The sequence below is a fragment of the Hymenobacter convexus genome, from assembly GCF_030580955.1.
Taxonomy (GTDB): domain Bacteria; phylum Bacteroidota; class Bacteroidia; order Cytophagales; family Hymenobacteraceae; genus Hymenobacter.
The window spans coordinates 42,294-63,792 of the sequence record NZ_JAUQON010000014.1; the positions used below are offsets into that span (position 1 = coordinate 42,294).

General features: G+C 63.0%; 12 protein-coding genes. 10 read left to right on the forward strand and 2 right to left on the reverse strand.

Annotated features, from left to right (window positions below):
- Window positions 1–141 precede the first annotated feature (141 nt).
- The 6 genes from Q4S41_RS22210 (at window position 142) to Q4S41_RS22235 (ending at window position 9,062) form a co-directional block, all read left to right on the forward strand.
- The gene (locus Q4S41_RS22210) at window positions 142–3,342 is read left to right on the forward strand and encodes a SusC/RagA family TonB-linked outer membrane protein (protein WP_305033335.1); all 3,201 of its coding nucleotides are present in this window, start codon (window positions 142–144) and stop codon (window positions 3,340–3,342) included.
- Window positions 3,343–3,523: 181 nt separating this feature from the next.
- Entirely contained in the window at window positions 3,524–4,840 is a 1,317-nt protein-coding gene (locus tag Q4S41_RS22215; protein ID WP_305033336.1) for a RagB/SusD family nutrient uptake outer membrane protein, read from the forward strand.
- A 194-nt stretch (window positions 4,841–5,034) separates the two neighbouring features.
- A complete protein-coding gene (locus Q4S41_RS22220; protein ID WP_305033337.1) occupies window positions 5,035–6,246 on the forward strand; it encodes an anhydro-N-acetylmuramic acid kinase in 1,212 nt (403 codons plus the stop codon).
- A 154-nt stretch (window positions 6,247–6,400) separates the two neighbouring features.
- Complete coding sequence (locus Q4S41_RS22225) at window positions 6,401–7,582, forward strand: acyltransferase family protein (RefSeq protein ID WP_305033338.1); 1,182 nt, start codon at window positions 6,401–6,403, stop codon at window positions 7,580–7,582.
- Window positions 7,583–7,724: 142 nt separating this feature from the next.
- Window positions 7,725–8,525, forward strand: a complete 801-nt coding sequence (proC, locus tag Q4S41_RS22230; RefSeq protein WP_305033339.1) for a pyrroline-5-carboxylate reductase — start codon at window positions 7,725–7,727, stop codon at window positions 8,523–8,525.
- A 33-nt stretch (window positions 8,526–8,558) separates the two neighbouring features.
- Window positions 8,559–9,062 (forward strand): DUF2059 domain-containing protein, encoded by a 504-nt coding sequence (locus tag Q4S41_RS22235; RefSeq protein WP_305033340.1) that lies wholly within the window; start codon window positions 8,559–8,561, stop codon window positions 9,060–9,062.
- Window positions 9,063–9,093: 31 nt separating this feature from the next.
- Here the strand turns inward: Q4S41_RS22235 and Q4S41_RS22240 are convergent, their stop codons facing one another.
- Together Q4S41_RS22240 and Q4S41_RS22245 are read right to left on the reverse strand one after the other, a co-directional pair.
- Window positions 9,094–10,719 carry a 3-(methylthio)propionyl-CoA ligase gene (locus tag Q4S41_RS22240; RefSeq protein WP_305033341.1) on the reverse strand — a complete coding sequence of 542 codons (1,626 nt, stop codon included), beginning with the start codon at window positions 10,717–10,719 and terminating at the stop codon, window positions 9,094–9,096.
- 213 nt (window positions 10,720–10,932) lie between these two features.
- Window positions 10,933–13,935: a glycoside hydrolase family 3 N-terminal domain-containing protein gene (locus Q4S41_RS22245; protein WP_305033342.1), complete on the reverse strand. Its 3,003-nt coding sequence runs from the start codon at window positions 13,933–13,935 to the stop codon at window positions 10,933–10,935.
- 523 nt (window positions 13,936–14,458) lie between these two features.
- On the opposite strand from Q4S41_RS22245, the gene Q4S41_RS22250 reads away from it, so the two are divergent.
- The 4 genes from Q4S41_RS22250 to Q4S41_RS22265 all read left to right on the forward strand — a co-directional run bounded on the left by Q4S41_RS22250 (window position 14,459) and on the right by Q4S41_RS22265 (window position 21,480).
- A complete protein-coding gene (locus tag Q4S41_RS22250; protein ID WP_305033343.1) occupies window positions 14,459–16,765 on the forward strand; it encodes a T9SS type A sorting domain-containing protein in 2,307 nt (768 codons plus the stop codon).
- A gap of 162 nt (window positions 16,766–16,927) precedes the next feature.
- A complete protein-coding gene (locus tag Q4S41_RS22255; protein WP_305033344.1) occupies window positions 16,928–17,488 on the forward strand; it encodes a hypothetical protein in 561 nt (186 codons plus the stop codon).
- Window positions 17,489–17,548: 60 nt separating this feature from the next.
- Window positions 17,549–19,366, forward strand: a complete 1,818-nt coding sequence (locus tag Q4S41_RS22260; protein WP_305033345.1) for a DUF885 domain-containing protein — start codon at window positions 17,549–17,551, stop codon at window positions 19,364–19,366.
- Between the two features lie 323 nt (window positions 19,367–19,689).
- Entirely contained in the window at window positions 19,690–21,480 is a 1,791-nt protein-coding gene (locus tag Q4S41_RS22265; RefSeq protein WP_305033346.1) for a DUF885 domain-containing protein, read from the forward strand.
- Window positions 21,481–21,499: the final 19 nt, after the last annotated feature.

The window sequence follows — 21,499 nt, forward strand, 5'->3', positions numbered from 1 at the left end:
GGACCTTATCACGGTGGCTTCGTCTGCGTTGCTGCGAATCGTTCTTGCGTGATAAGGTCCTTCGCTGCGCTCAGGATGACAGATTGTTCCTATCAATTAAACAGCCAAAACACCATTTTCTCACCCTCAACCCCCTTTTTTATGCTGCAATCATACCGAGACAAGCTGGCCCGACACCTGGGCGGGCTTTTGCTGTTCCTGCTGCTGGTGGGGCCGCTGCTGGCCCAGGCCCAGGACCGGCGCTACACCCTGCAAGGCCGGGTGACCGACGCGGCCGGGCAGGGCTTGCCCGGCGCCACGGTGCTGCTGAACGGCACCACGATGGGCGCCTCCACGGGCGTGGACGGCGGCTATTCTCTCACGGCTACGGTGGCGCCGGGTAGCTACACACTCACCATTTCGCTGGTGGGCTACAAGTCGGAAGCGCGCCCGCTGACGCTCGGCCCCGACGAAACCGTGACCACCAATGCGACCCTGGCCGAGGCCCAGCAAAAGCTGGACGAAGTCGTCGTAATCGGCTCGACGGTGACCGTGAACCGGCGCGAGCTGGGCAACGCCATCAGCACCATTCAGGGCTCGGAGCTGACGCAGAGCGGCTCGGGCGGGGCCCTGAACTCGCTGCAGGGCAAGGTGCCCGGTGCCCAGATTACCCAGAACTCGGGCGACCCTGCGGGCTCCATTTCGGTGCGCCTGCGCGGCATCCACACGCTGGCGGGCTCATCCGACCCGCTGTATGTCATTGACGGCGTGATTGTGAGCAACGCCAGCACCAACGTGTCGCAACTGGCGCTGAGCAACGACATCGGGGTGGCCAACGCGGGCCAAAACCGTCTGGCTGACCTTAATCCGAATGACATTGCCAGCCTCAACGTCATCAACGGCGCGGCGGCGGCGGCCATCTACGGCTCGCGCGCGGCCAACGGCGTGGTGCTCATCACCACCAAGCGCGGGGCGGCGGGCGCGGCGCGCGTGAGCGTGAGCACCAGCGTGACGATGAACGAATTGCGCAAATCGGTACCCGTGAACACCTACGGCAAGCAGTTCGGCTTTGCGGGGCTGCGCCTCTACACCATCGGCGGAATTTCGCCGGCCCAGATTGCGGCCAACCCGGGCACCACGACCACCAGCATCACCCGCGCCGGTGTGGCTACGCCGCTGGCCACCAACCTGGTGGATGTACCGCGCTATAACTACTTCGACCAGATTTTCCAGAAGGGTTACGGCACCGACAACAGCGTATCTGTTTCCGGCGGCTCGGAGCGCACGCAGTACTACATTTCGGCGGGCTACCTCAAAAACCAGGGCATCATCAAGGGCACCGATTTCACGCGCTACAACCTGCGGGCCCGCGTGGACCAGCGCCTGACGGACTGGTTCAAGGTGTCGGCGGGTGTGAGCTATATCAACAGCTTTTCGAACGAGAAGGCCAACGGCAACGTGTTCTACAGCCCGATTAACTCGGTGAACATCACCAACAACATCTACGACATCACCCAGCGCGACGCCAGCGGCAACCTGCTGGCCGTGGAGCCCACCCGCGTGAACCCGCTCTCGACCATCGAGGACATGAAGTTTACGCAGGGCGTGAACCGCACCATCAGCGACGTGCAGCTGAACCTGACGCCGTTCAAAGGCTTTTCGCTGGACTACGTGTTTGGTGTTGATGCCTTTGCGCAGGTGGGCCAGGGCTACATCCGGCCCTACCCCTACCAGGCCACGGCCGGCCTGCCGGCGGCCCGTTACCCGCTGGGCTTCGCTTCGAACGCCAACAACGTGGCCCTGCAGCTGAACTCCGACCTGAACGCAGCCTACGAGTTGTCCTTCACCGAAGACCTGAAGCTAAACCTGCGCGCCGGCTACAACTACCAGTACAGCCAGCAGGAGCTCACGGCCACCCAGGGCCAGAACCTGGCGCCCTTCATCACCACCGTGAGCGGGGCCAGCAGCACCACCGTAGTGTCGAGCTACAACCTCGACAAGTTCTCGCTGAGCGGCTACTATGGGCAGGCCACCATCGGCTTCCGCAACCTGGCTTTCCTGACGGGGGCGCTGCGCCGCGACCAGGCCACGAAGTTCTCGCCCTCGCAAACCAACCAGCTCTACCCCAAAATCAGCGGCTCGCTGGTGGTGTCGGACCTGGGCTTCTGGCGCGATGCGGCCTACGCCAACACCTTCAACAGCCTGAAGCTGCGGGCCAGCTACGGCGAGGCCGGCAACCTAGTGATTCTGCCCACCTACGGCCGCTTCTACCAGTTCAACCCGGTGGGCTTCCTGGGCAAAAACACCCTCACGCCCGGCACCCAGCTGGCCAACCCCGACGTGAAGCCCGAACGCAACTCGGAGCTGGAATTTGGGGCCGACCTGGGCTTTCTGAAAGACCGCATCGGGCTGGGCATCACGGTGTATAACCAGCAAATCACCGACCTGCTGCTCCAGCGCAACCTGGCGGCCTCCACGGGCGGCTCGTCCATTTTCAACAACGTGGGCCGCATGGAAAACCGCGGCGTGGAGCTGCAGCTGACGCTGGTGCCCGTGAAAACCGAAAACTTCACCTGGGACGTGACGGCGCTCTATAACCGCAACCGCAACAAAGTGCTGGAGCTGCCCGGCTCGAACGGCAGCACCCAGACTATTTCCGTCGATAACGCGGCCGGCGCGCCGGTGTACTTGCTGGCCGGACAGCCGGCCGGCGTATTCTACGGCTCGGGCTACGCGCGTAATGCCGATGGCTCGCTGCTGCTCACGCCGCAGGGCTTCCCGCAAGACGAGCGCGCCACCGGACAGGCCGTGGGCGCCACCACCTTCACCCCCGCCCGCGAGGCCAACGGCCAGCCCAGCTACGCCGCCGGCTCGGCCATAGCCAACCTGATTATTGGCGACCCAAACCCGAAATGGACGGGCTCGCTGAGCACCAACCTCACCTACAAGAAGCTGAGCCTGCACCTGCTGGCCGACGCCGTGCAGGGCAACAGCGTGTTCAACGCCGACAAGCGCACCCGCCAGGGCGTAGGCCTTGGCGATTTGGCCGAGCAGGAACTGCGCGGCACGCTGCCGCGCGGCTACATCTTCGCCATCTACAACACCCAGGAATTCCGGGTCGACGACGGCTCCTTCGTGAAGCTGCGCGAGGCGGCACTGAGCTACACGCTGCCCACGCTCAGCAAGTACATCAGCAACCTGACTGTGTCGCTGGTGGGCCGCAACCTGATTTCGTGGGACAACTACAACGGCTTCGACCCCGAAACCAGCGCCGGCGGCTCCAACGACCTGCTGCGCGCCATCGACTTCGGCAACGTGCCCATTCCACGCACCTACCAGCTCAAGCTGTCGGCGTCGTTTTAATTCAGTTGAGCACATGCAATCGGTTAAAAGAACGTCATGCTGAGCGCAGTCGAAGCATCTCTACTGCGCAACGCAAATCATTTACTTCTGCGGTAGAGATGCTTCGACTACGGCTTGCGCCTCCGCGCAGCATGACGGCCTATTAGACAGGTGCTCCCTCCACTTCCCAGCCTTCATCCCAATGAAAAACCATACTCTCCTCGCAGCCCTGCTAACCCTGTCGCTTGGCAGCTGCAACAAAGAATACCTCAACCCCAGCTCGGCCCTGCAGCCGCAGGTCGTGACCTCGTCCGACGGGCTGATTACGCTCTGCAACGGCCTGCAGTACCGCTACAGCGCGGGCGGCCTGCTGAGTGTTATTTACAACTCGGTGGCGGCCGGCGGCCTCAGCACCCGCGAGTTGACCATTCTCAACGTGGGCAACATCGAAGAATATAACGTGAGCCTGGGCGGCGGCAGCGTCACCAACGCCAACGGCGTGGTGCGCAACCTCTGGACGCAGGCCAACCTGGTGAAAGCCAACGCCGACCTGGTGCTGGCCAACGTGGGCAACGCCCCCGAGGCGGGCACCCGCAGCGGCATCGTGGCCTACGCCAGCATTTTCCGGGCGCTGTCGTTGGGCACGCTGGCGCAATACTTCGAGCAAGTGCCGCTGGCGGTGCAGGAAAACGCGCCCTTCGTGCCCCGCGCGCAGGCCTTGCAAAACGCCGTGGCCCAACTCGAAACGGCCGCCACGCAACTGTCCGCCACGCCCGTTTCGGCCGATTTCAACGCCAAGATTGTGCCCGGCATCGACCTGCCCAACACCCTGCAGGCCCTGATTGCGCGCTACAGCCTGGAGGCCGGCGACTACGACAAGGCCATTGCCGCCGCCGGCCGCGTCGACCTCACCAAACGGTCCGTCTTCAACTACGACGACAACACCCGTAATCCCATTTTCGAGGTGGCCTTCGGCAACCGCAACGTGTTCGAGCCCTTCAACGCTACCTTGGGCCTGACCGGCGCGCTCACGCCCGAGGCCGGCGACCGGCGGCTGCCCTTCTACATTCGCACCAACCCCACGGCCACCCAGAACCTCGGCACGGGCTTCTACACGGCTAATAGCGCGCCCATTCCGGTGTACCTCCCGGGCGAAATGCTCCTGATTCGGGCCGAGGCCTACGCCCGCAAAGGCGACCTGCCCAACGCCGTTATCGAACTGAACCGGGTGCGGACCAGCACGGCCACCGCTACGTTTGCGGGCACGCTGCCCACCGCGCCTCCCGGCGCCGGGCTGGGGCCCTACGCCGGCCCGCTCACCGCCGCCGACATTCTCACCGACATTCTGCGCAACCGCGACATCGAGCTGGCCTTCCAGGGCTTCCGCCTGGCCGACAGCCGCCGCTTCGGCCGCCCCGCTGCCGGCACCACCGGCGCCGAGCGCAACCGCAACTTCTTCCCCTACCCCCGCACCGAGCGCGAAAACAACTCGCAAACGCCGACGGACCCGGTGCTGTAGGATTTGATAGTCCGCCTGACGTGGGCGCCTCACCCCCGGCCCCTCTCCAAAAGGAGAGGGGAGCCAAACGATTCATGACTTGTAGCATAACCGGTGCCCCCTCTCCTTTGGGAGAGGGGGTCAGGGGGTGAGGCGCCCGCGTCAGGCAGTCCCAAAATGGCGTTCTTGTGCCCTCAAAACTTCCTGATAAATCCATGAATTCCTACCTCGCCCGCCTCTGCCAACTGGCCGCCCAGCCCAGCCGTCGCATCATCGGCCTCATGTCGGGCACCTCGCTCGATGGGCTGGATGTGGCGCTGTGCCGCCTCACCGGGCACGGCCCCGGCACGCGGCTGGAGCTGGAGCAATTCCGCACTGTGCCATATGACGAGGACACGAAGGCCCGCATCCGCCAGGTGTTTGCCCGCGAGCAGGTGAGTTTGGAATACCTGACTTTGCTGAATCCGTGGCTGGGCCAGCTACACGCCCGCGCCGTGCTGGATTGCCTGCGCGAGTGGAGCATCAACTCAACTGAAGTGGACCTCATTGCCAGCCACGGCCAGACCATTTACCACGCCCCGCGCCACCAACACCAGCGCCCCGATTTTGCCCTGAATGCCACCCTGCAGCTCGGCGACGGCGACCACGTGGCCGTGGGCACGGGCATCATCACGCTCAGCGACTTCCGCCAGAAGCACATTGCGGCCGGTGGCGAAGGCGCGCCCCTGGCCGCCTACGGCGACTTCCTCCTGCTCAGCAGCCCCGAGGAGGAACGGCTGCTGCTCAACCTCGGCGGCATTGCCAATTTCACCTACCTGCCCCGCACCGGCGGCGACGCCAGCACCGCCTTCAGCACCGACACTGGCCCCGGCAACACCCTGCTCGATGCCACCGTGCGCGCCCACCACCCAGAGCTGGCCTACGACGAGGACGGCCGCCTGGCCCTGGCCGGCCGCGTGCATGAGGGCTTGGTGGCGGCATTGCTCGACCATCCATTCTTCGCCGCGCCCCTGCCCAAAACCACCGGCCCCGAGTTATTCAGCGCCGCTTACTTAGCCGAAGCCCAACACCGCACCAACACCGAAACGCTGACGCTGCAAGACGCCCTGGCCACCTTGGCCGAATTGAGCGCGCTGGGCGTGGCGCGGGCCGTGCAGGCAGCCTTTGCCCAGCGGCCCGCGCCCACGGCGGTGTACGCCAGTGGCGGCGGTGCCCACAACCCGGCGCTGATGGCCGCTTTGCAACGGCATTTGCCGGCGGCGCGCTTTGCCAGCACCGATGTGCTGGGTGTGTCGGGCGATGCGAAGGAAGCCATATTGTTTGCGGTGCTGGCCAATGAGGCGGTGGCGGGGCAACCGGTTTCTATTGGCACAGGGCGGCAGCGGGTGCCGGCCGTGGGCATGGGCAAGGTGTCGTTTCCGGGTTGAAATTGCCCGCACGAATGAAGAACGTCATGCTGAGCGCAGCTGAAGCATCTTGCGTGCCGAAGTAATCCAATCGATTGATTTGCATTGCGCACGCGAGATGCCTCGGCTGCGCTCGGCATGACGTTCTTTTGCTATTCAAATATCTCTCCCACCCATGCAAACGACTACCCAAGCCGCCGTCGAAACCACCGGTACGCTGCCGCTGGCGGAGGCCTCGCAACCCGGCCGCCTCATCAGCCTTGACGTGTTTCGGGGCCTCACCGTGATGGCCATGATACTGGTGAACAACCCCGGCGACTGGGGCCACATCTACCCGCCGCTGGAGCACGCCGAATGGAACGGCTGTACGCCCACGGACCTGATTTTTCCGTTTTTTCTGTTCATCGTGGGCGTGAGCCTGGTGTATGCGCTCGATGGCATCAAGCAGCACGGTGGACCGCAGGGCGCGGTGCTGGGTCGGGTGCTACGCCGGGCGGGCGTGCTGTTTGGGCTGGGGCTGCTGCTGTCGCTTTATCCGAAGTTTGACTTCTCGGTGGTCCGCATCATGGGCGTGTTGCAGCGCATTGCGCTGGTGTTTCTGGGGTGCAGCTTCATCTTTCTGAAAACCAACTGGCGCACCCAGGTGTGGCTGATTGTCGGCTTCCTCATCGGCTACGCGGTGCTGATGCAGTTGGTACCGGTGCCCGGCTTCGGCCCCGCCAACCTGGAGCCCGCCACCAACCTCGGCGCCTGGCTCGACCGCACCGTCTTCACCGAAGCTCACCTCTGGAAACAAAGCAAAACCTGGGACCCCGAAGGCCTGCTCGGTACCCTGCCGGCCCTCGGCACCGGCCTGCTGGGCTGCCTCACGGCCCAGTGGCTGCGCCGCAAAGACCAGGAGCCTGCCGCCAAAGTGGCCTGGCTGTTTGTGGCGGCGGGCGGGCTCATCATCTTCGGGCTATGCTGGGCGCCGTGGTTTCCCATCAACAAAGCGCTATGGAGCAGTCCCTATGTGCTCTACTGCGGCGGGCTGGCCATGGCTGGCCTGGCCGCGCTCTACTGGCTGTGCGACGTGCAGGGCTACCGCGCCTGGACGCGGCCGGCGCTGGTCTACGGCGTCAACGCCATTCTGGTGTTCTGCCTGTCGGCGTTGCTTTCGCGCACGTTCGGGCTGTTCAAGCTGGCGCTGCCCGGCGGCAAAACCGGGGGGCTGAAGGAGTGGCTCTACGAGTGGAGCATCGCGCCCTTTTTCCAGGACCCACGCAATGCCTCGCTGGTGGGCGCGGTCACGCTCATCGTCATCTGGTATTTCATACTGAACTGGATGTATAAGAAGGGCGTGGTGCTGAAGGTGTGATTTCGTTTTCGTCCTGTCATCCTGAGCGCAGCGAAGGACCTTATCACGTTGAGACAAATTGTTCTGGCGTGATAAGGTCCTTCGCTGCGCTTAGGATGACAGGTGGTGACGTTCTTTACGGCTTGGAAATCCATCCATACCTATGAAAATTCTCATAATCGGCGGCGGCAACATGGGCCTCACCTACGCCCGCAGTTTCGTGCGCGCCCACATCACCTCGCGGCTCGACCTGCGCCTGCTGGCCCGCTCGCCGGAGCGGGTGCCGGCGCTGGCCGCGCACGAAATCGGCACCGTGTGGGGCGCGCCGGCCGAGTGCGTGCCGGGCGCCAGCATCATCATTCTGGCTGTGAAGCCCCAGGACTCCAAAGCATTGTTTGAAGTGCTGCGCGACTACGTGCAGCCGCAGCAGGTCATCCTCAGCATTATGGCCGGCGTGCGCATTTCGACCATCCGGGAGGAGTTGGGTACGCCCAAGGTCATCCGGGCTATGCCCAACTTGCCGGCCCAGATTGGCATGGGCATGACGGCCTTCACCAGCACCGACGAGGTAACCCGGGCCGAACTGGTGCAGGTGCAAAACCTGCTCAGCACCACCGGTAAAACGGTGTACGTGGAAGAAGAAAGTGCCATCGATGCCAGCACGGCCATCTCGGGCAGCGGCCCGGCCTACGTGTACTACTGCATGGGCGCCCTCATGGACGCGGCCACCCAAATGGGCTTCGCCCCCGCCGAAGCCGAGCTACTGGTGAGCCAGACCTTCCGCGGCGCTGTGGAACTCTACTCCCAATCGGGCCTGAGCTGCGAGGACTGGATTGCCAAAGTGGCCTCCAAAGGCGGCACCACCGAGGCCGCCCTAAAAGCTTTTGGCGCCGGTGCAGTGCGCGAGGGCCTCATGGCCGGGGCCGGCGCCGCGCGCGACCGGGCCGAGGAACTGGGAAAATAGTTTGTACTCTATTATTGCTCCCGTTATTTGGGCATGACACTTCGTTTTCTTCCCCTCGCCGCCGCCTTACTTGCTGTGGGCGCACCTGCCAAAGCCCAATCCAATGCCCCTGCTACGGCTACTGCCGACAAAGCACGCCTCAATGCTCTCACTCCCGGCCAGCGCCAAGCTGCTTCCGAATTACTGGGCTCAATCTATACTGCTGAGTCTTTCATGAAAATCATCGACCAAATGCTGGCCGCTCAACTCCAGCAACGGCCGGAGCTGAAAGCCTATGAGCCCGAGATGCGAGCTTTTTTCTCAAAGTACATGAGCTTCGAAACGATTCGCCCCGACTTGGCCGAAGCTTATGCGCAGAAGTTCTCAGAATCAGAATTGCGTGAGGTTACGAAATTCTACCAATCTGCGACGGGCCGAAAGTTTGCTTCGATGATGCCGCAAATGATGCAGGCGGGGATGGAAATAGGCCAGCGCCGCGTCACGGAACACATCCCGGAACTACAGGAAGCCATCCAAAAAAAGATGGAAGCCAAATAGCAGTCAGGCGCTCTGCGATTTACTTTCAGAATCACGCCACCGAATACCCCGCGAAATCCTTCCGCAGCTGCGTTTTCAGAATCTTCCCGGTGGCCGTGTGCGGCAACGCATCCACGAATTCTACTGCGTCGGGCTCGCTGAACCGGGCCACTTTGCCCCGGAAAAAGGCCAGCATCTCTTCCTTCGACACATCCAGCCCCGGCCGGCGCACCACCACCAGCAAGGGCCGCTCGCTCCACTTGGCGCTGGGCACGCCGATGACGGCGGCTTCGGCCACGGCGGGGTGGGCCACGGCCAGGTTTTCGAGGTCGATGCTGGAAATCCACTCCCCGCCCGACTTGATGACGTCCTTCGAGCGGTCGGTGATTTGCATGAAGCCGTCGGGGGCGATGGTGGCCACGTCGCCGGTGCGAAACCAGCCGTCGGCCGTCATTTCGCCGGGCGTGGGCGCGCGGTAGTAGTCGCGCACCACCCAGGGCCCGCGCACCAGCAAGTCGCCGAAGGCCACGCCGTCGTGCGGCAACTCGTGGCCGTCGTCGCCCACAATCTTCATATCAACACCAAACACCACCCGGCCCTGCTTGGTCAGGATGGCCGCTTGTTCGTCGGCCGGCAGGTCCAGCTGGTTGGCTTTGAGGCGGCTGGCGGTGCCCAGCGGGCTGGTTTCCGTCATGCCCCAGGCGTGGGTGATGGTCACGTTCAGCTCGTCCACAAAAGCTTTCATCAGGGCCGGCGGGCAGCTGGAGCCACCTACCACCGTGCGCCGCAGCGTGCTGAATTTCCGGTGCCCTTCGCGCATAAACTGCAGCAGCGCCAGCCAGATGGTGGGCACCCCGGCCGAGAACGTGACGCCCTCGGCTTCCATCAGCTCATACAAGCTGGCGCTGTCCATGCCGGCGCCGGGCAGCACCAGCTTAGCGCCGTTGAGCGGGGCCGCGTAGGGCAGGCCCCAGGCGTTGACGTGGAACATGGGCACCACGGGCATTATCACATCCAGGGCCGAGCAGCCCAGCGAATCGGGCAGCGAGATGCCCAGCGCGTGCAGCACCGTGGAGCGGTGCGAATAGAGCACGCCCTTAGGCTGGTCGGTGGTGCCGGAGGTGTAGCAGAGCGAACAGGCCGTGTTTTCGTCGAAGCTGGGCCACTCGTAGTGGCCATCTTCGGCCGCCAGCAGGTCTTCGTAGCTACACAGCCCGGGCAGGGCCGACTGCTTGGGCAGGTGTTCCAGTCCGGCCAACAGCACCCATTTCTCCACGGTGGGGCACACCGGCGCCAGCCGCTCCACCAGGGGCAGAAACGTGAGGTCGAAGAACAGTAGCCGGTCCTCGGCGTGGTTGATGATGTAAACGAGCTGTTCCGGAAACAGACGCGGGTTGATGGTGTGGCACACCGCGCCGATGCCCGCCACGCCATAGTAAAGCTCGAAGTGGCGGTGCGTGTTCCAGGCCAGGGTACCCACCCGGTCGCCATTCTCGATGCCGAGCTGGTGCAGGGCCTGGGCCAGCTGCTTGGTGCGGCGGTTGGCGGCAGCGTAGGTGTAGCGGTGGATACCGCCCTCGGGCAGGCGCGATACAACTTCGGTATCGGAATGCCACTTGGCGGCGTGCTCGATGATTGTGGCCACACGCAGCGGCTCGGCCATCATTAGTCCTAACATAGCAGGGCGGTGGGAATGGGAGTAGGCCCGTAAGGTAGCAGATTTGAGCGTTATCTTCCGCTAAGCCTTCAGAGCGAGGTTTCTCGTGCCACCTCCGTAAAAGTGAGCCAGTTCAGGTAGTAACGCCAGCGTGTAGAAAGCAGAAAGCTCATCTGATAGTCCAGACGAGCTTTCTGCTTTCTACACGCTTCAATAATCTTTAATAATAACTGCCTACCGCGCCGCCTCAATGGCCAGCTGCAGCAGCGACGAGCGCACGCTCAACTCGGTCAACTTATTATTCCGACGCGTGGGGTGCACCCGGTTGGTGAGCAGAATCACCACCAAATCCTTTTCCGGCTCGACCCAGAAGTAGGTTCCGGTGAAGCCCGTGTGGCCGTAGCTGCGCTGCGAGGCCGATTTAGCCGAATTCACCGTCGGGTTGGCGGCGGGGCGGTCGAAGGCCAAGGCGCGCCGGTTGTCGGGGCAGAACTGGCAGCGGGTCCACTCGTCCATGATGGTTTTGTCGAACAGCTGCTGGCCGCCGTAGCGCCCGCCCCAGGCGTAGGTCTGGGCCAACTTGGCCACGTCGTTGGCATCGCCAAATAGGCCGGCGTGGCCCGAGAGGCCGCCGAGCAGGGCCGCGCCTTCGTCGTGCACGGTGCCGTGCAGCAGCTGCCGCCGGAAGGCCGAATCCACTTCCGTAGGCACGATGCGGCTGAGCGGAAAGCGGTTGGTGGGCCGGAAGCCCAGCGTGGTGGCGCCCAGCGGCCGGTACACCTGCTGCTGCAAAAATGCGTCGAACGTCTGCCCCGTGCGAGCCTTAACCAGTTCAGGATAAAGAATAAACGACAGGTCGGAGTACACGTAGCCCGGCTTCTCATTCAGCGGCGACTCCCCTATCTCCTTATATATGCGGGCCGGCAGCTTCTTGCGCGCCCACAGACCCTGCGCCACCGGCAGCGGAAACCGCGCCGACGAATCGGCTCGGAAATAGCGGCGGCGCATTTCGCCGTTCTTCTTCCGCAACTCCTGCCAAAACGGAATCCAGGCCTTGAGCCGGGCCTGGTGGGTCAGCACGTCGCGCATCTTCAAATCGGCCTTGTTGGTGCCGCGCAGGAAACTGAAATAGTTGCCCATCGCGCTGTCGGGGCTGAATTTACCCTGGCCCTGCAGCCGGAGCAGCGCCGGCGTGGCGGCCATGAGCTTGGTCATGGAAGCCAGGTCATAGAGGTCGTCGTTGCGCACCGGGCGGGGCACGGTCACTGATTTATCGGCATCTGCGACTCTGGTTTTTTTCTTGTTATCAATAGTCGCCACGTCGCCGAAGCCCGCGTACGTCTGGTTGCCATAGCTTTTGCGGAGCACCACCGTGCCGCGCCGGGCAATGAGCACCTGCCCGCCCGGAAAGGCTTGCGCCGCCAGCGCCCGGCCCACCAGGCTGTCCACGCGGGCTTCGAGGCGCGGGTCCATGGCTTCGTCCTCGGGGTTGGCGTAGCGCAGGCGGAAGCCCGGCACGGTGCGCAGCCCGAAGCCGCGCGGGTACCGGTCGCTCACCGTCACGGGCAGCCGGCCGGTGGCCGCGATGCCGCCAAAAATGGCCTGGGCGGCTAGGCTTTGGGCGTTTTCGCTTTCCTGATAGGCCAGCACCACGGCGGCGGCGCGGTCGAGGTCGCGCACCTTGGCCACGGCGTAGGCCGAGCCGAACACGCTGAGCACCAGGGTTTGCTTCTGGTCGGCCAGCTCGCGCAGCAGCAGGTTGTCTTCGGGCGTGATGCCGAAGCTGGTGGCGGGCAGGCGGCCCAGGTTTTGCAGCCCCACCAAAATCAGGTTGTACGGCTTGAGGGCGGCGCGCAGCTTCGTCAATTCATCGAGCGAAGGCGTGGCCGAAACGTGGAAATGCGCGGCTGGCGCGTAGTCGGCCACGGCTTTCTGGAAATCGGTGGTATCGCGCGGCGAGCCGCCGAGCACCAGCGTGGCAATGCGCAGCGTGTCGAGGCGCTGCAGGGGCAGCAGGTTGTTCTGGTTGCGCAGCAGCGTGATACTCAGCTCGGTTAAGCGGTGGCTGAGGTACTGGGCGTGCGGCGGGTTGAGGTCTTCGTAGAGGTTCTGGAGCTTGACGGGCCGGTAGTGGTTCAGGCCCGACCATTGCTTGAGGGCCAGCACGCGGCGGCAGTGCACGTCGATTTCCTGCTGGGTGAGGCGGCCGCTGTCCACGGCGGCGCGCACCATGCGCAAGGCCAGCGGAATGTTCTTGCTGAACTCCAGAATGTCGTTGCCGGCCATGATGGCGCGCACATCGGCTTCGCCCGCCGGAAACATGCTGATAACGCCGCGCATGTTCATGGCATCCGTGAAAATCAAGCCTTTAAAGCCCATTTCATCGCGCAGCAAACCCGTAATAATGGGTTTCGACAACGTGCTGGGCCCGCTCACTGTGTCCAGGGCGGGCACGTTGAGGTGGGCCACCATCATGCCGCCCAGCCCGCCCGCCATCAGGCTGCGGAAGGGCGGCAGCTCCAGCGAATCGAGGCGGCGGCGGTCGACGCGCACCGTGGGCAGGGCCAGGTGGGAGTCGGCGTCCACGTCGCCGTGGCCGGGGAAGTGCTTGGCCACGGCCAGGATGCCGGCGTCCTGCATGCCGCGCATGTATTGGCGGCCGTCGCGGGCCACGGCGGCCGGGTTTTCGCCCCAGCTCCGGAAGCCGATAACCGGGTTGGCGGGGTTGTTATTCACGTCCACCACCGGCGCGAAATTGACGTGCATGCCCAGGCGCTTGAACTGGTGGGCAATTTCGCGGCCCATGTCGTAGAGCAGCGTGGTATCGGTTTCGCCGCCCAGGCTCATCTGGTACGGGAATTTCACGATGCTGTCCAAGCGCATGCCCACGCCCCATTCGCCATCCAGCGCCACCAGCAGGGGCACTTTCGATTGGCTTTGGTAGCGGTTCAGCAGCTTGGCCTGCCGCACCGGCCCGCCCTGAAAGAAAATGAGCCCGCCGATGCCATAATGCTGGACGAGCGCCGAAATCGAGTCCTCGTCGATGCGCTTGCGGTTGGAATACGCGGCCACCATGAACAGCTGCGCGGCGCGCTGGTCGGGCGTGAGCGTGCGCATCACGCTATCGACCCAGGGCGAGTGCAGGTAGCGGGTGAAGGCCGGCGCTTTGGCGGCAGCAGGCTTAGAAACAGCCTTCTTGATATTGTTTTTTTTGGCTATTGACTTTTTTATCAGCACCCTGGCCGGAGCCGAAGGCTTGGCACTTCTTGGGTGTTGCGCTTGAGCTACAAAGGAGCAGCTGATTAAGAATAGTGAAACAAGGAAGGTGGGAAATGACAAGGCAGTAGCGTGAAGTGGATTTGGAATTGATGACTTGGCAAAAAGCAAGGCTCAAGCGCAATTTATTGCCGGCTCACCATAATCCTTCCCAAACTACCTTTTACTTGCCAATAAAGGCGACTCTGCTACTGCTAACACCCCGGTCCCAATTGGGGAATCCTATTTATATAAAACAAATTAACTATTTATATTCTAATTATCGGCTTTTTTTTAATCAAAAACTCATTGATTATCAATTATTTTATACTATTAATGTCGTGCTTAATGGAATTACCCCTACGTTATTATTCTTTATTTAGTTTCATTTCAAGACACTTCTCTTGTAACTTGCGGCCAAACTTGCAAAAAAACAACATAAGCTATGACTAAATCTACAGATTCATTGCGGTCTTCCTCGCTCACTGGCTCCGGCTTGTCCGTAGTGAAAACTGCAATACTCTTCCTGTGCGGGCTGCTATTCTTTTCGGCTGCCGCCCAGGCCCAGTCAGCGACGTACTACTGGCAGGGCGCTAACGGAACCAGTGCCAACTGGGCCACTGCCGCCAGTTGGAACACCGTCCCGACGGGCGGCGGCCTGACTCGCCTCACTCAACTGGACAGCGACATCCTCATCATTCAGGGCGGCACCACGGCTTCGCCCAAGATTGTGAGCGTAAACTTTGGCAGTTCGGGGACTACCTCCTCGCAGTCGATTGGCCGGCTCATCCTTCGGGGCAACGTGGAACTGCACGTCCCGACCGCTAACAACGCGGCCACCTTCAAAAACATCACCATTACGGGCCGGGCCCTGCTCACCGGTACATCCTTCGACGAAACCACCACAGCGATTGACGATTTGGTGGCCGAAAGCGGGTCCACGGTCAAGGTTATTGGCGACGGCGCGAACGGCAACAACAACACGCGTTCAAACCTCAATTTTTTAATGGGCACCAACACGGGGCCTTTTCCCAACGCCACGGCCAACATAGCCGGCGCCCTGACGTTTACGAATGCGTCCAGTAGCAACGGCAACGGTCTGGTGACGCACACCTTCCAGGGGGCCACGGCCGGCACGGTACGTTTTGTGAGCGGGGGTTCGCTCTCCATCGTCTACGCCGGCAGCGGCGACGCGTACACCGGCGCTTCCTTCAGCGGCGCCACCGGCTTGGCGGTCTTTGAAAGCGGCGCCACGCTAAACCAGGAAGTCGCTTCCGACAATTACGGCCCGGTTTCGTTTTTGGCGGGGAGCACGTTCCAGTACCGGGGCGGCAGCTTTGGCCCGCTCACCACCGACCGGACCTATGGCAACCTGGAATTCGCGGGCGGCACGGCCACTGCCAGCGGCGCTCAGACGCTGACGGTGCTCAACGACCTGACGATGACGGCCGGCGTGTTCAACGACAACCTCACGGGCGGCTCTACGGGCACCGGCACCGTGTTGCAGGGCAATCTGCTGGCCAATGGCGGCACACTGAACTTTACCCCCAGCGGCGGGGCCGGCCGGGTAGGCTTTAACGGCTCCTCGCTTCAAACCATCAGCGGCGCGGGCACCCTGAATTTTGGCGTCAACGCGCACGTACAAATGAACAACAGCGCGGGCCTTACGCTCCAGCGGAGCGCGCAGGTAAACGGCTTGCTCATCCTGACCACGGGCATCATCAACACCACGAGCACGGCCCTGCTGACGCTGGGTGCCGGTGTGGACGCTCAAGGCGGCAGCTCTGCTAGCTACGTTAACGGCCCGGTGGCCCACATTACCAGTGCCGGCACCAATTCGAACATTATTTTCCCGGTCGGGAAAAGTGGCAACTACCGTCCCCTCTTTCTGAACACCACCGGGCAGTCGGCCGCGGCTACGTATGTGGGCGAGCAGATTGAAACCGCTCCTAACCAGACCCTGACGGCTCCGCTCACCCGCGTTTCGTTCCGCCGGTATTTTCAGTTAGCGCCCACTGCGGCCGTTACGCTCACCAACGCTACGGTTACCATCACCTTCGGCGTCGATGACTTTGTTAACTACCCGGCTGACCCCACCTTTGTAATGGCCATCCGCAACGCGGCCAACACGTGGTCCAGCATTGGCAACTCGGCCAGCACGGGCACTGCCACCAACGGGGCGCCCGTTGCTGGTTCATTGACCTCCGCACCTTTTACCTCCTTCCCCACTACCACTTCGGGCTTCTCGCTGGCCAGCACCAGCACGGCCACCGGCTACCCCGGCGTGAACCCCCTGCCGGTGGAACTGACCAAATTCACGGCCACCACCAAAGCCAGCGGCATTGTGCTGGACTGGGCCACGGCTTCGGAAAAAAACAGCGCCGTCTTTGAAGTGCAGCGCAGCGCCGACGGCGAGTCGTTCCAGACGATTGCCAAAGTGGCCGCGCAGGGCAATAGCGTAGTAGCTCACAGCTACACCGCGCTCGACCGCACGCCCCTGGCAGGCGTCTCGCAATACCGCCTGCGTCAGCTCGATGCCGACGGCACGGTGGCCTACTCGCCGGTGGTAACGGCCCGCTGGGCCGTGGGCGGCGAAGCCAGCGTGTACCCCAACCCGACCAAAAGCACCCTGTTTTTCGGCAGCCTGGCCGCACCGGCCAAGTTCCGGGTGCTGAACGGCCAGGGCCAGGCCCTGCTCATCGGCACCACGTCGGCCGCCGGCCTGGATGTGCAGCCCCTGCCCGCCGGCATCTACCTGCTCGAAATCGTGACGGAAAGCGGCCGGAGCGTTCAGCGCTTCGTGCGCGAATAGTTATCGGCTTAGCACCCTAAAAAAGGCCCTGTTTCGTAGGAAGCAGGGCCTTTTTGCGTTTAAACCAATGGCCTTTTTAGGGCCGTGCTTTTGCCCTTTCCGGCCAGCAGCCGTAGTAAGGCAGCGAGGAGCAGCTGTTTTTCCTGCTTCTGCCCGTTATCAATGGCTTTTATTCTCGATGGATGGCGCGGCTGCCGGGTGCTGGCCCTGGCAATGGTGGGCGCGTGGTTGGGCGCCTGCAGCGGCAACGCGCCCCTGGAGCAGTCGAGCGGCGGCTCGGGCCGCTCCACGGCGGTACAACTCGATACCACGGCCACACTGCCCACCGAAACCTGCCGCCTGCTCACACCCCGCGAGGTGGGCGACCTGACCGGGCAAGCCGTGCAGCAACAAGCCGGGGGCGACGCCTGCCGCTTCGTGCCGGAAGGCCAGGCCAACAGCCCCGACGCGGTGGTGGTGGTGTCGTACCGGCCGGCCTCGGCCTTTGCCATCGTACAAACCGGCAACCGCCTGAAGCGGCGCAATATTTTGTCCGTGAGCGGACTGGGCCACGAGGCGTATTACGATGACATGCATGGAGACTTGTACGTGGGGCTGCCCGGGCGCACGCTCGTCATCGGCCTGCCACGGCCCGACCGGAGCTACTCGCGCTGGCAGGTGGCCAAGGCGCTGGGGCAGCGGGCGGTGGCGCGCCTGGCCGCCGAACCGGCACCGGCGCAGTAGCCGGAGGAAATTGGGCGGGTGTCAGGCGGCTTCGTAGCTTGCGGCACATTCCTATTGCTCATGAAAAAAATCGCCCTCGCTGGCCTCATCGCTGCGGCGCTCACCACGGCCTGCAACCAAACTAAAACCTCAGAAACGGCCACGGCCGTCAACGGCACAACCGCTACGGCCGATTCCACGAAGGGCCTCAATGGCTTGTTTGCCAGCTTTTGGGAACAGCAGTCGCGGCTCGACCCGCTTTCGGCCACGGCCCAGGGCGACAACCGCTTCAACAACCTGCTGCCCAACGACCAGACCCAGGCGTTTCGGGACACGCTGCGCACCTTTTACCAGGACTACCTGACGCGGCTGGGCAAGTTCGACCGGGCAGGGCTGGACGAGAACGATAAAATCAGCTACGACATCTTTCAGTACGACCTCAAGCAGCGCGTGGACGGGCTGAAGCTGAACACCTGGATGCTGCCGTTTCAGCAGTTTTGGGGCTTGCCCATCAGCATGGGGCAGTTTGGCTCGGGGCAGGGCAACCAGCCCTTCAAAACCGTGCAGGACTACGACAACTGGCTGGGCCGGGTGCGCGGCTTCACGGTGTGGGCCGACTCGGCCATTGGCAACTTCCGGCGCGGCATGAAGGCCGGCGTGGTGCTACCCAAGGCCTTGGTGGAGAAGATGATTCCGCAGATGCGCGCCAAGGACATGCAGGTGACGGACGCGACCAAGTCGCTGTTCTACGGCCCCATCACGCGCTTCCCGAAGGAGTTTTCGGACGCGGACAAAAAGCGGATTACCGCCGAATACCAGAAGGCTATTCTGACGGAGATTGTGCCGACTTACAAGAAGCTGGGCGACTTTCTGGCCAACGAATACCTGCCAAAATCCCGCGCCACCAGCGGCATCAACGCCGTGCCGGGCGGGCCAGAAATCTACCGCTACTACGCCAGCTACTGGACTACGACCGACAAAACCCCGGCCGAAATCCACGCCCTGGGCCTGCGCGAGGTGGCCCGCTTGCGCGCCGAGATGGAGCGCATGAAAACCCAATTGGGCTTCAAGGGCACGCTGCGGCAGTTCTTCGAGAGCCTGAAGCACGACCCCAAGGCCATGCCCTTCAAAACGGCCGAGGAAGTGCTGGCCGGCTTTCGCAAGATTCAGGAAACCATCGACCCGAACCTGAAAAAGATGTTCGGGCGGGTGCCCAAGTCGCCGTTTGAAATCCGCCGTACCGAGGCTTTCCGCGAAGCCTCCGCGTCGGCTGAGTACAACCAGGGCTCGCCGGACGGCACGCGGCCGGGCATTTTCTACGTGCCCCTGCCCAAGCCCGCCGAGTACAACGTGACCCAAGGCATGGAGTCGCTGTTTTTGCACGAGGCCATTCCGGGCCACCACTACCAGATTTCGCTGCAGCAGGAAAACACCAGCCTGCCCAAGTTCCGCCAGTTTGCCGGCTACGGCGCCATGACGGAGGGCTGGGCCCTCTACTGCGAGAGCCTAGGCAAGGAGCTGGGCCTCTACAAAGACCCCTACCAATACGTGGGCGCGCTGAACGACGAGATGCTGCGCGCCGTGCGCCTGGTGGTGGACACGGGCCTGCACACCGGCCAGCTCACCCGCGAGCAGGCCATCGCCTACATGCTCGACAACATGCCCGCCAGCGAGGAAGACGACACCTCGGCCATCGAGCGCTACATGGCCATCCCGGGCCAGGCGCTGGCCTACAAAATCGGCCAGCTGAAGATTCAGGAGCTGCGCGCCCGCTACGAGAAGCAGCTGGGCAGCAAGTTCTCCCTCAGCAACTTCCACGATGAGCTGCTGAAAGACGGCGTGATGCCGCTGGCCGTGCTCGAAACCAAGATGGACGCCTGGGCGAAGACGCAGCAGTGAGCAGTGAGCAGTGAGCAGTGAGCAGTGAGCAGTGAGCAGTGAGCAAAGGAACGTCATGCTGAGCATTCTGCGCATTAAGCAGAGGACCGAAGCATCTCTACCGCTTCGTTGAATTGATTTACTGTTGCATTAGAGATGCTTCGGTCCTCTGCTTGATGCGCAGAATGCTCAGCATGACGTTCCGGATTCAGAACGCTTTCTATACCAACCCAGCAAAACCCCGCATCGGCTCGTCCCGGTGCGGGGTTTTTGCTGCACATAATTGGAATAAAGGTGGCTCCATGCGTCAAAAAGACGTAGATTGCCAGCTTATTCAATTCTTGATGCGGAAGTTGGTTTTCGTTTTGCTGGCGGCGCTGGGGTTGCTGGCGCGGCCAGCCGGGGCCCAGGCGCCGCCCGCCAGCCGGTCCGGCGCGGCGGCGGTGCTCCTCGCCAACTTGTTCAATACCTACTGGGAAGACCGCGCCCGGCTGTTTCCGCTGGCGGCTATGGCCCAGGGCGATAACCGCTACAACGACCGCCTGCCCAACGACCAGACGCAGGCCTTCCGCCAGCAGCAGCAGCGCCTCTACCGCCGCTACCTCAACGACCTGTTGAACATCGACCGCGCCCGTCTTTCGGCCGAAGACAAGCTCAGCTACGACATTTTTCAGTACGAAATGCGCACCCGGCTCGACGGCCTGCGCCTGAATACCTGGATGATGCCGCTGGACCCGTTTTTCAGCGTGCCCAACACCCTGGCGCAACTGGGCACGGGCACCGGGGCGCAGCCTTTCCGCACGGTGCGCGACTACGACAACTGGCTGGCGCGCGTCGACCGGTTCCCGGTGTGGGCCGACTCGGCCGTGGCCAACTTCCGGCTGGGCATGAAGGCGGCCGTGGTATTGCCGCGCGTGGTGGTGCAACGCATTGTGCCCCAACTGCAGGCCCAGGTAACTTCTGACGTGCTTCGCAGCCCGTTCTACGGCCCGGCCCTGCACTTTCCGGCCGGCTTTTCCGATGCCGACAAGGTGCGGCTGGCGGCGGCCTACCAGCAGGCCATTGCCACCGATTTGGTGCCGACCTACCGCCGGCTGGCCGATTTCCTGCAGAACGAATACCTGCCCCAGGCCCGCACCAGCACCGGCCTGAGTGACGTGCCCGGCGGCGCCGAAATGTACCGCTACGACGTGCGCCTGATGACGACCACCGACCGCACGCCCGACGCCATTTACCAAACCGGCCTGGCCGAGGTGAAGCGCATCCGGACCGAGATGGAGGCCATTAAGCGGCGCGTGGGCTACCGGGGCTCCCTGGCGGGCTTTTTTACCTACCTGAGCAGCAACCCCCGGTTCAGCCCCTACCAAACCCCCGACCAGGTGCTCAATGCCTTTCGCGGCATTCAGGCGCGCGTGGCGCCCAACCTGGCCAAGCTGTTTGGCCGGGTGCCCCGGTCGCCGTTCGAAATTCGCGAAACCGAGAAATTTCGCGAACCAACGGCCACGGCCGAATACAACCGCGGGGCGCCGGATGGCTCCCGGCCGGGCATTTTCTACGTGCCCATCCTCGATGCCACTCAGTTCAACGTGACCTCGGGCATGGAGTCGCTGTTTCTGCACGAAGCCATTCCCGGGCACCACTACCAGCTCTCGCTGCAGCAGGAAAACACCGGCCTGCCCAAGTTCCGGCGCTTTGCCATGTACCCGGCTTTCAGCGAAGGCTGGGGGTTGTACTGCGAGTCGTTGGGCCGGGAGCTGGGCCTCTACGCCGACCCCTACCAGCGCATGGGCGCGCTGGGCGACGAAATGCACCGCGCCCTGCGCCTGGTGGTGGACGTGGGCCTGCACACCAAAGGCCTGACGCCCGACCAGGCCATTGCCTACCTCATGGCCAACGAGCCCATCGGCGAATCGGCCGCTACGGCCGAAGTGGAGCGCTACCTGGCCATGCCCGGCCAGGCCCTGGCCTACAAAGTAGGCGCCTTGAAGCTGAGCGAGTTGCGCACCCGCTACGAAAGGCAGCTTGGCCCCAAATTCAACCTGCGGGCGTTCCACGACGAGATTCTGGCGGGCGGCAGCATGCCGCTGGCCATTCTGGAGCGCCACATGGATGCCTGGGCGGTGCGCCAGCGGTAGGGTCGGCCTGCGTAGCTGC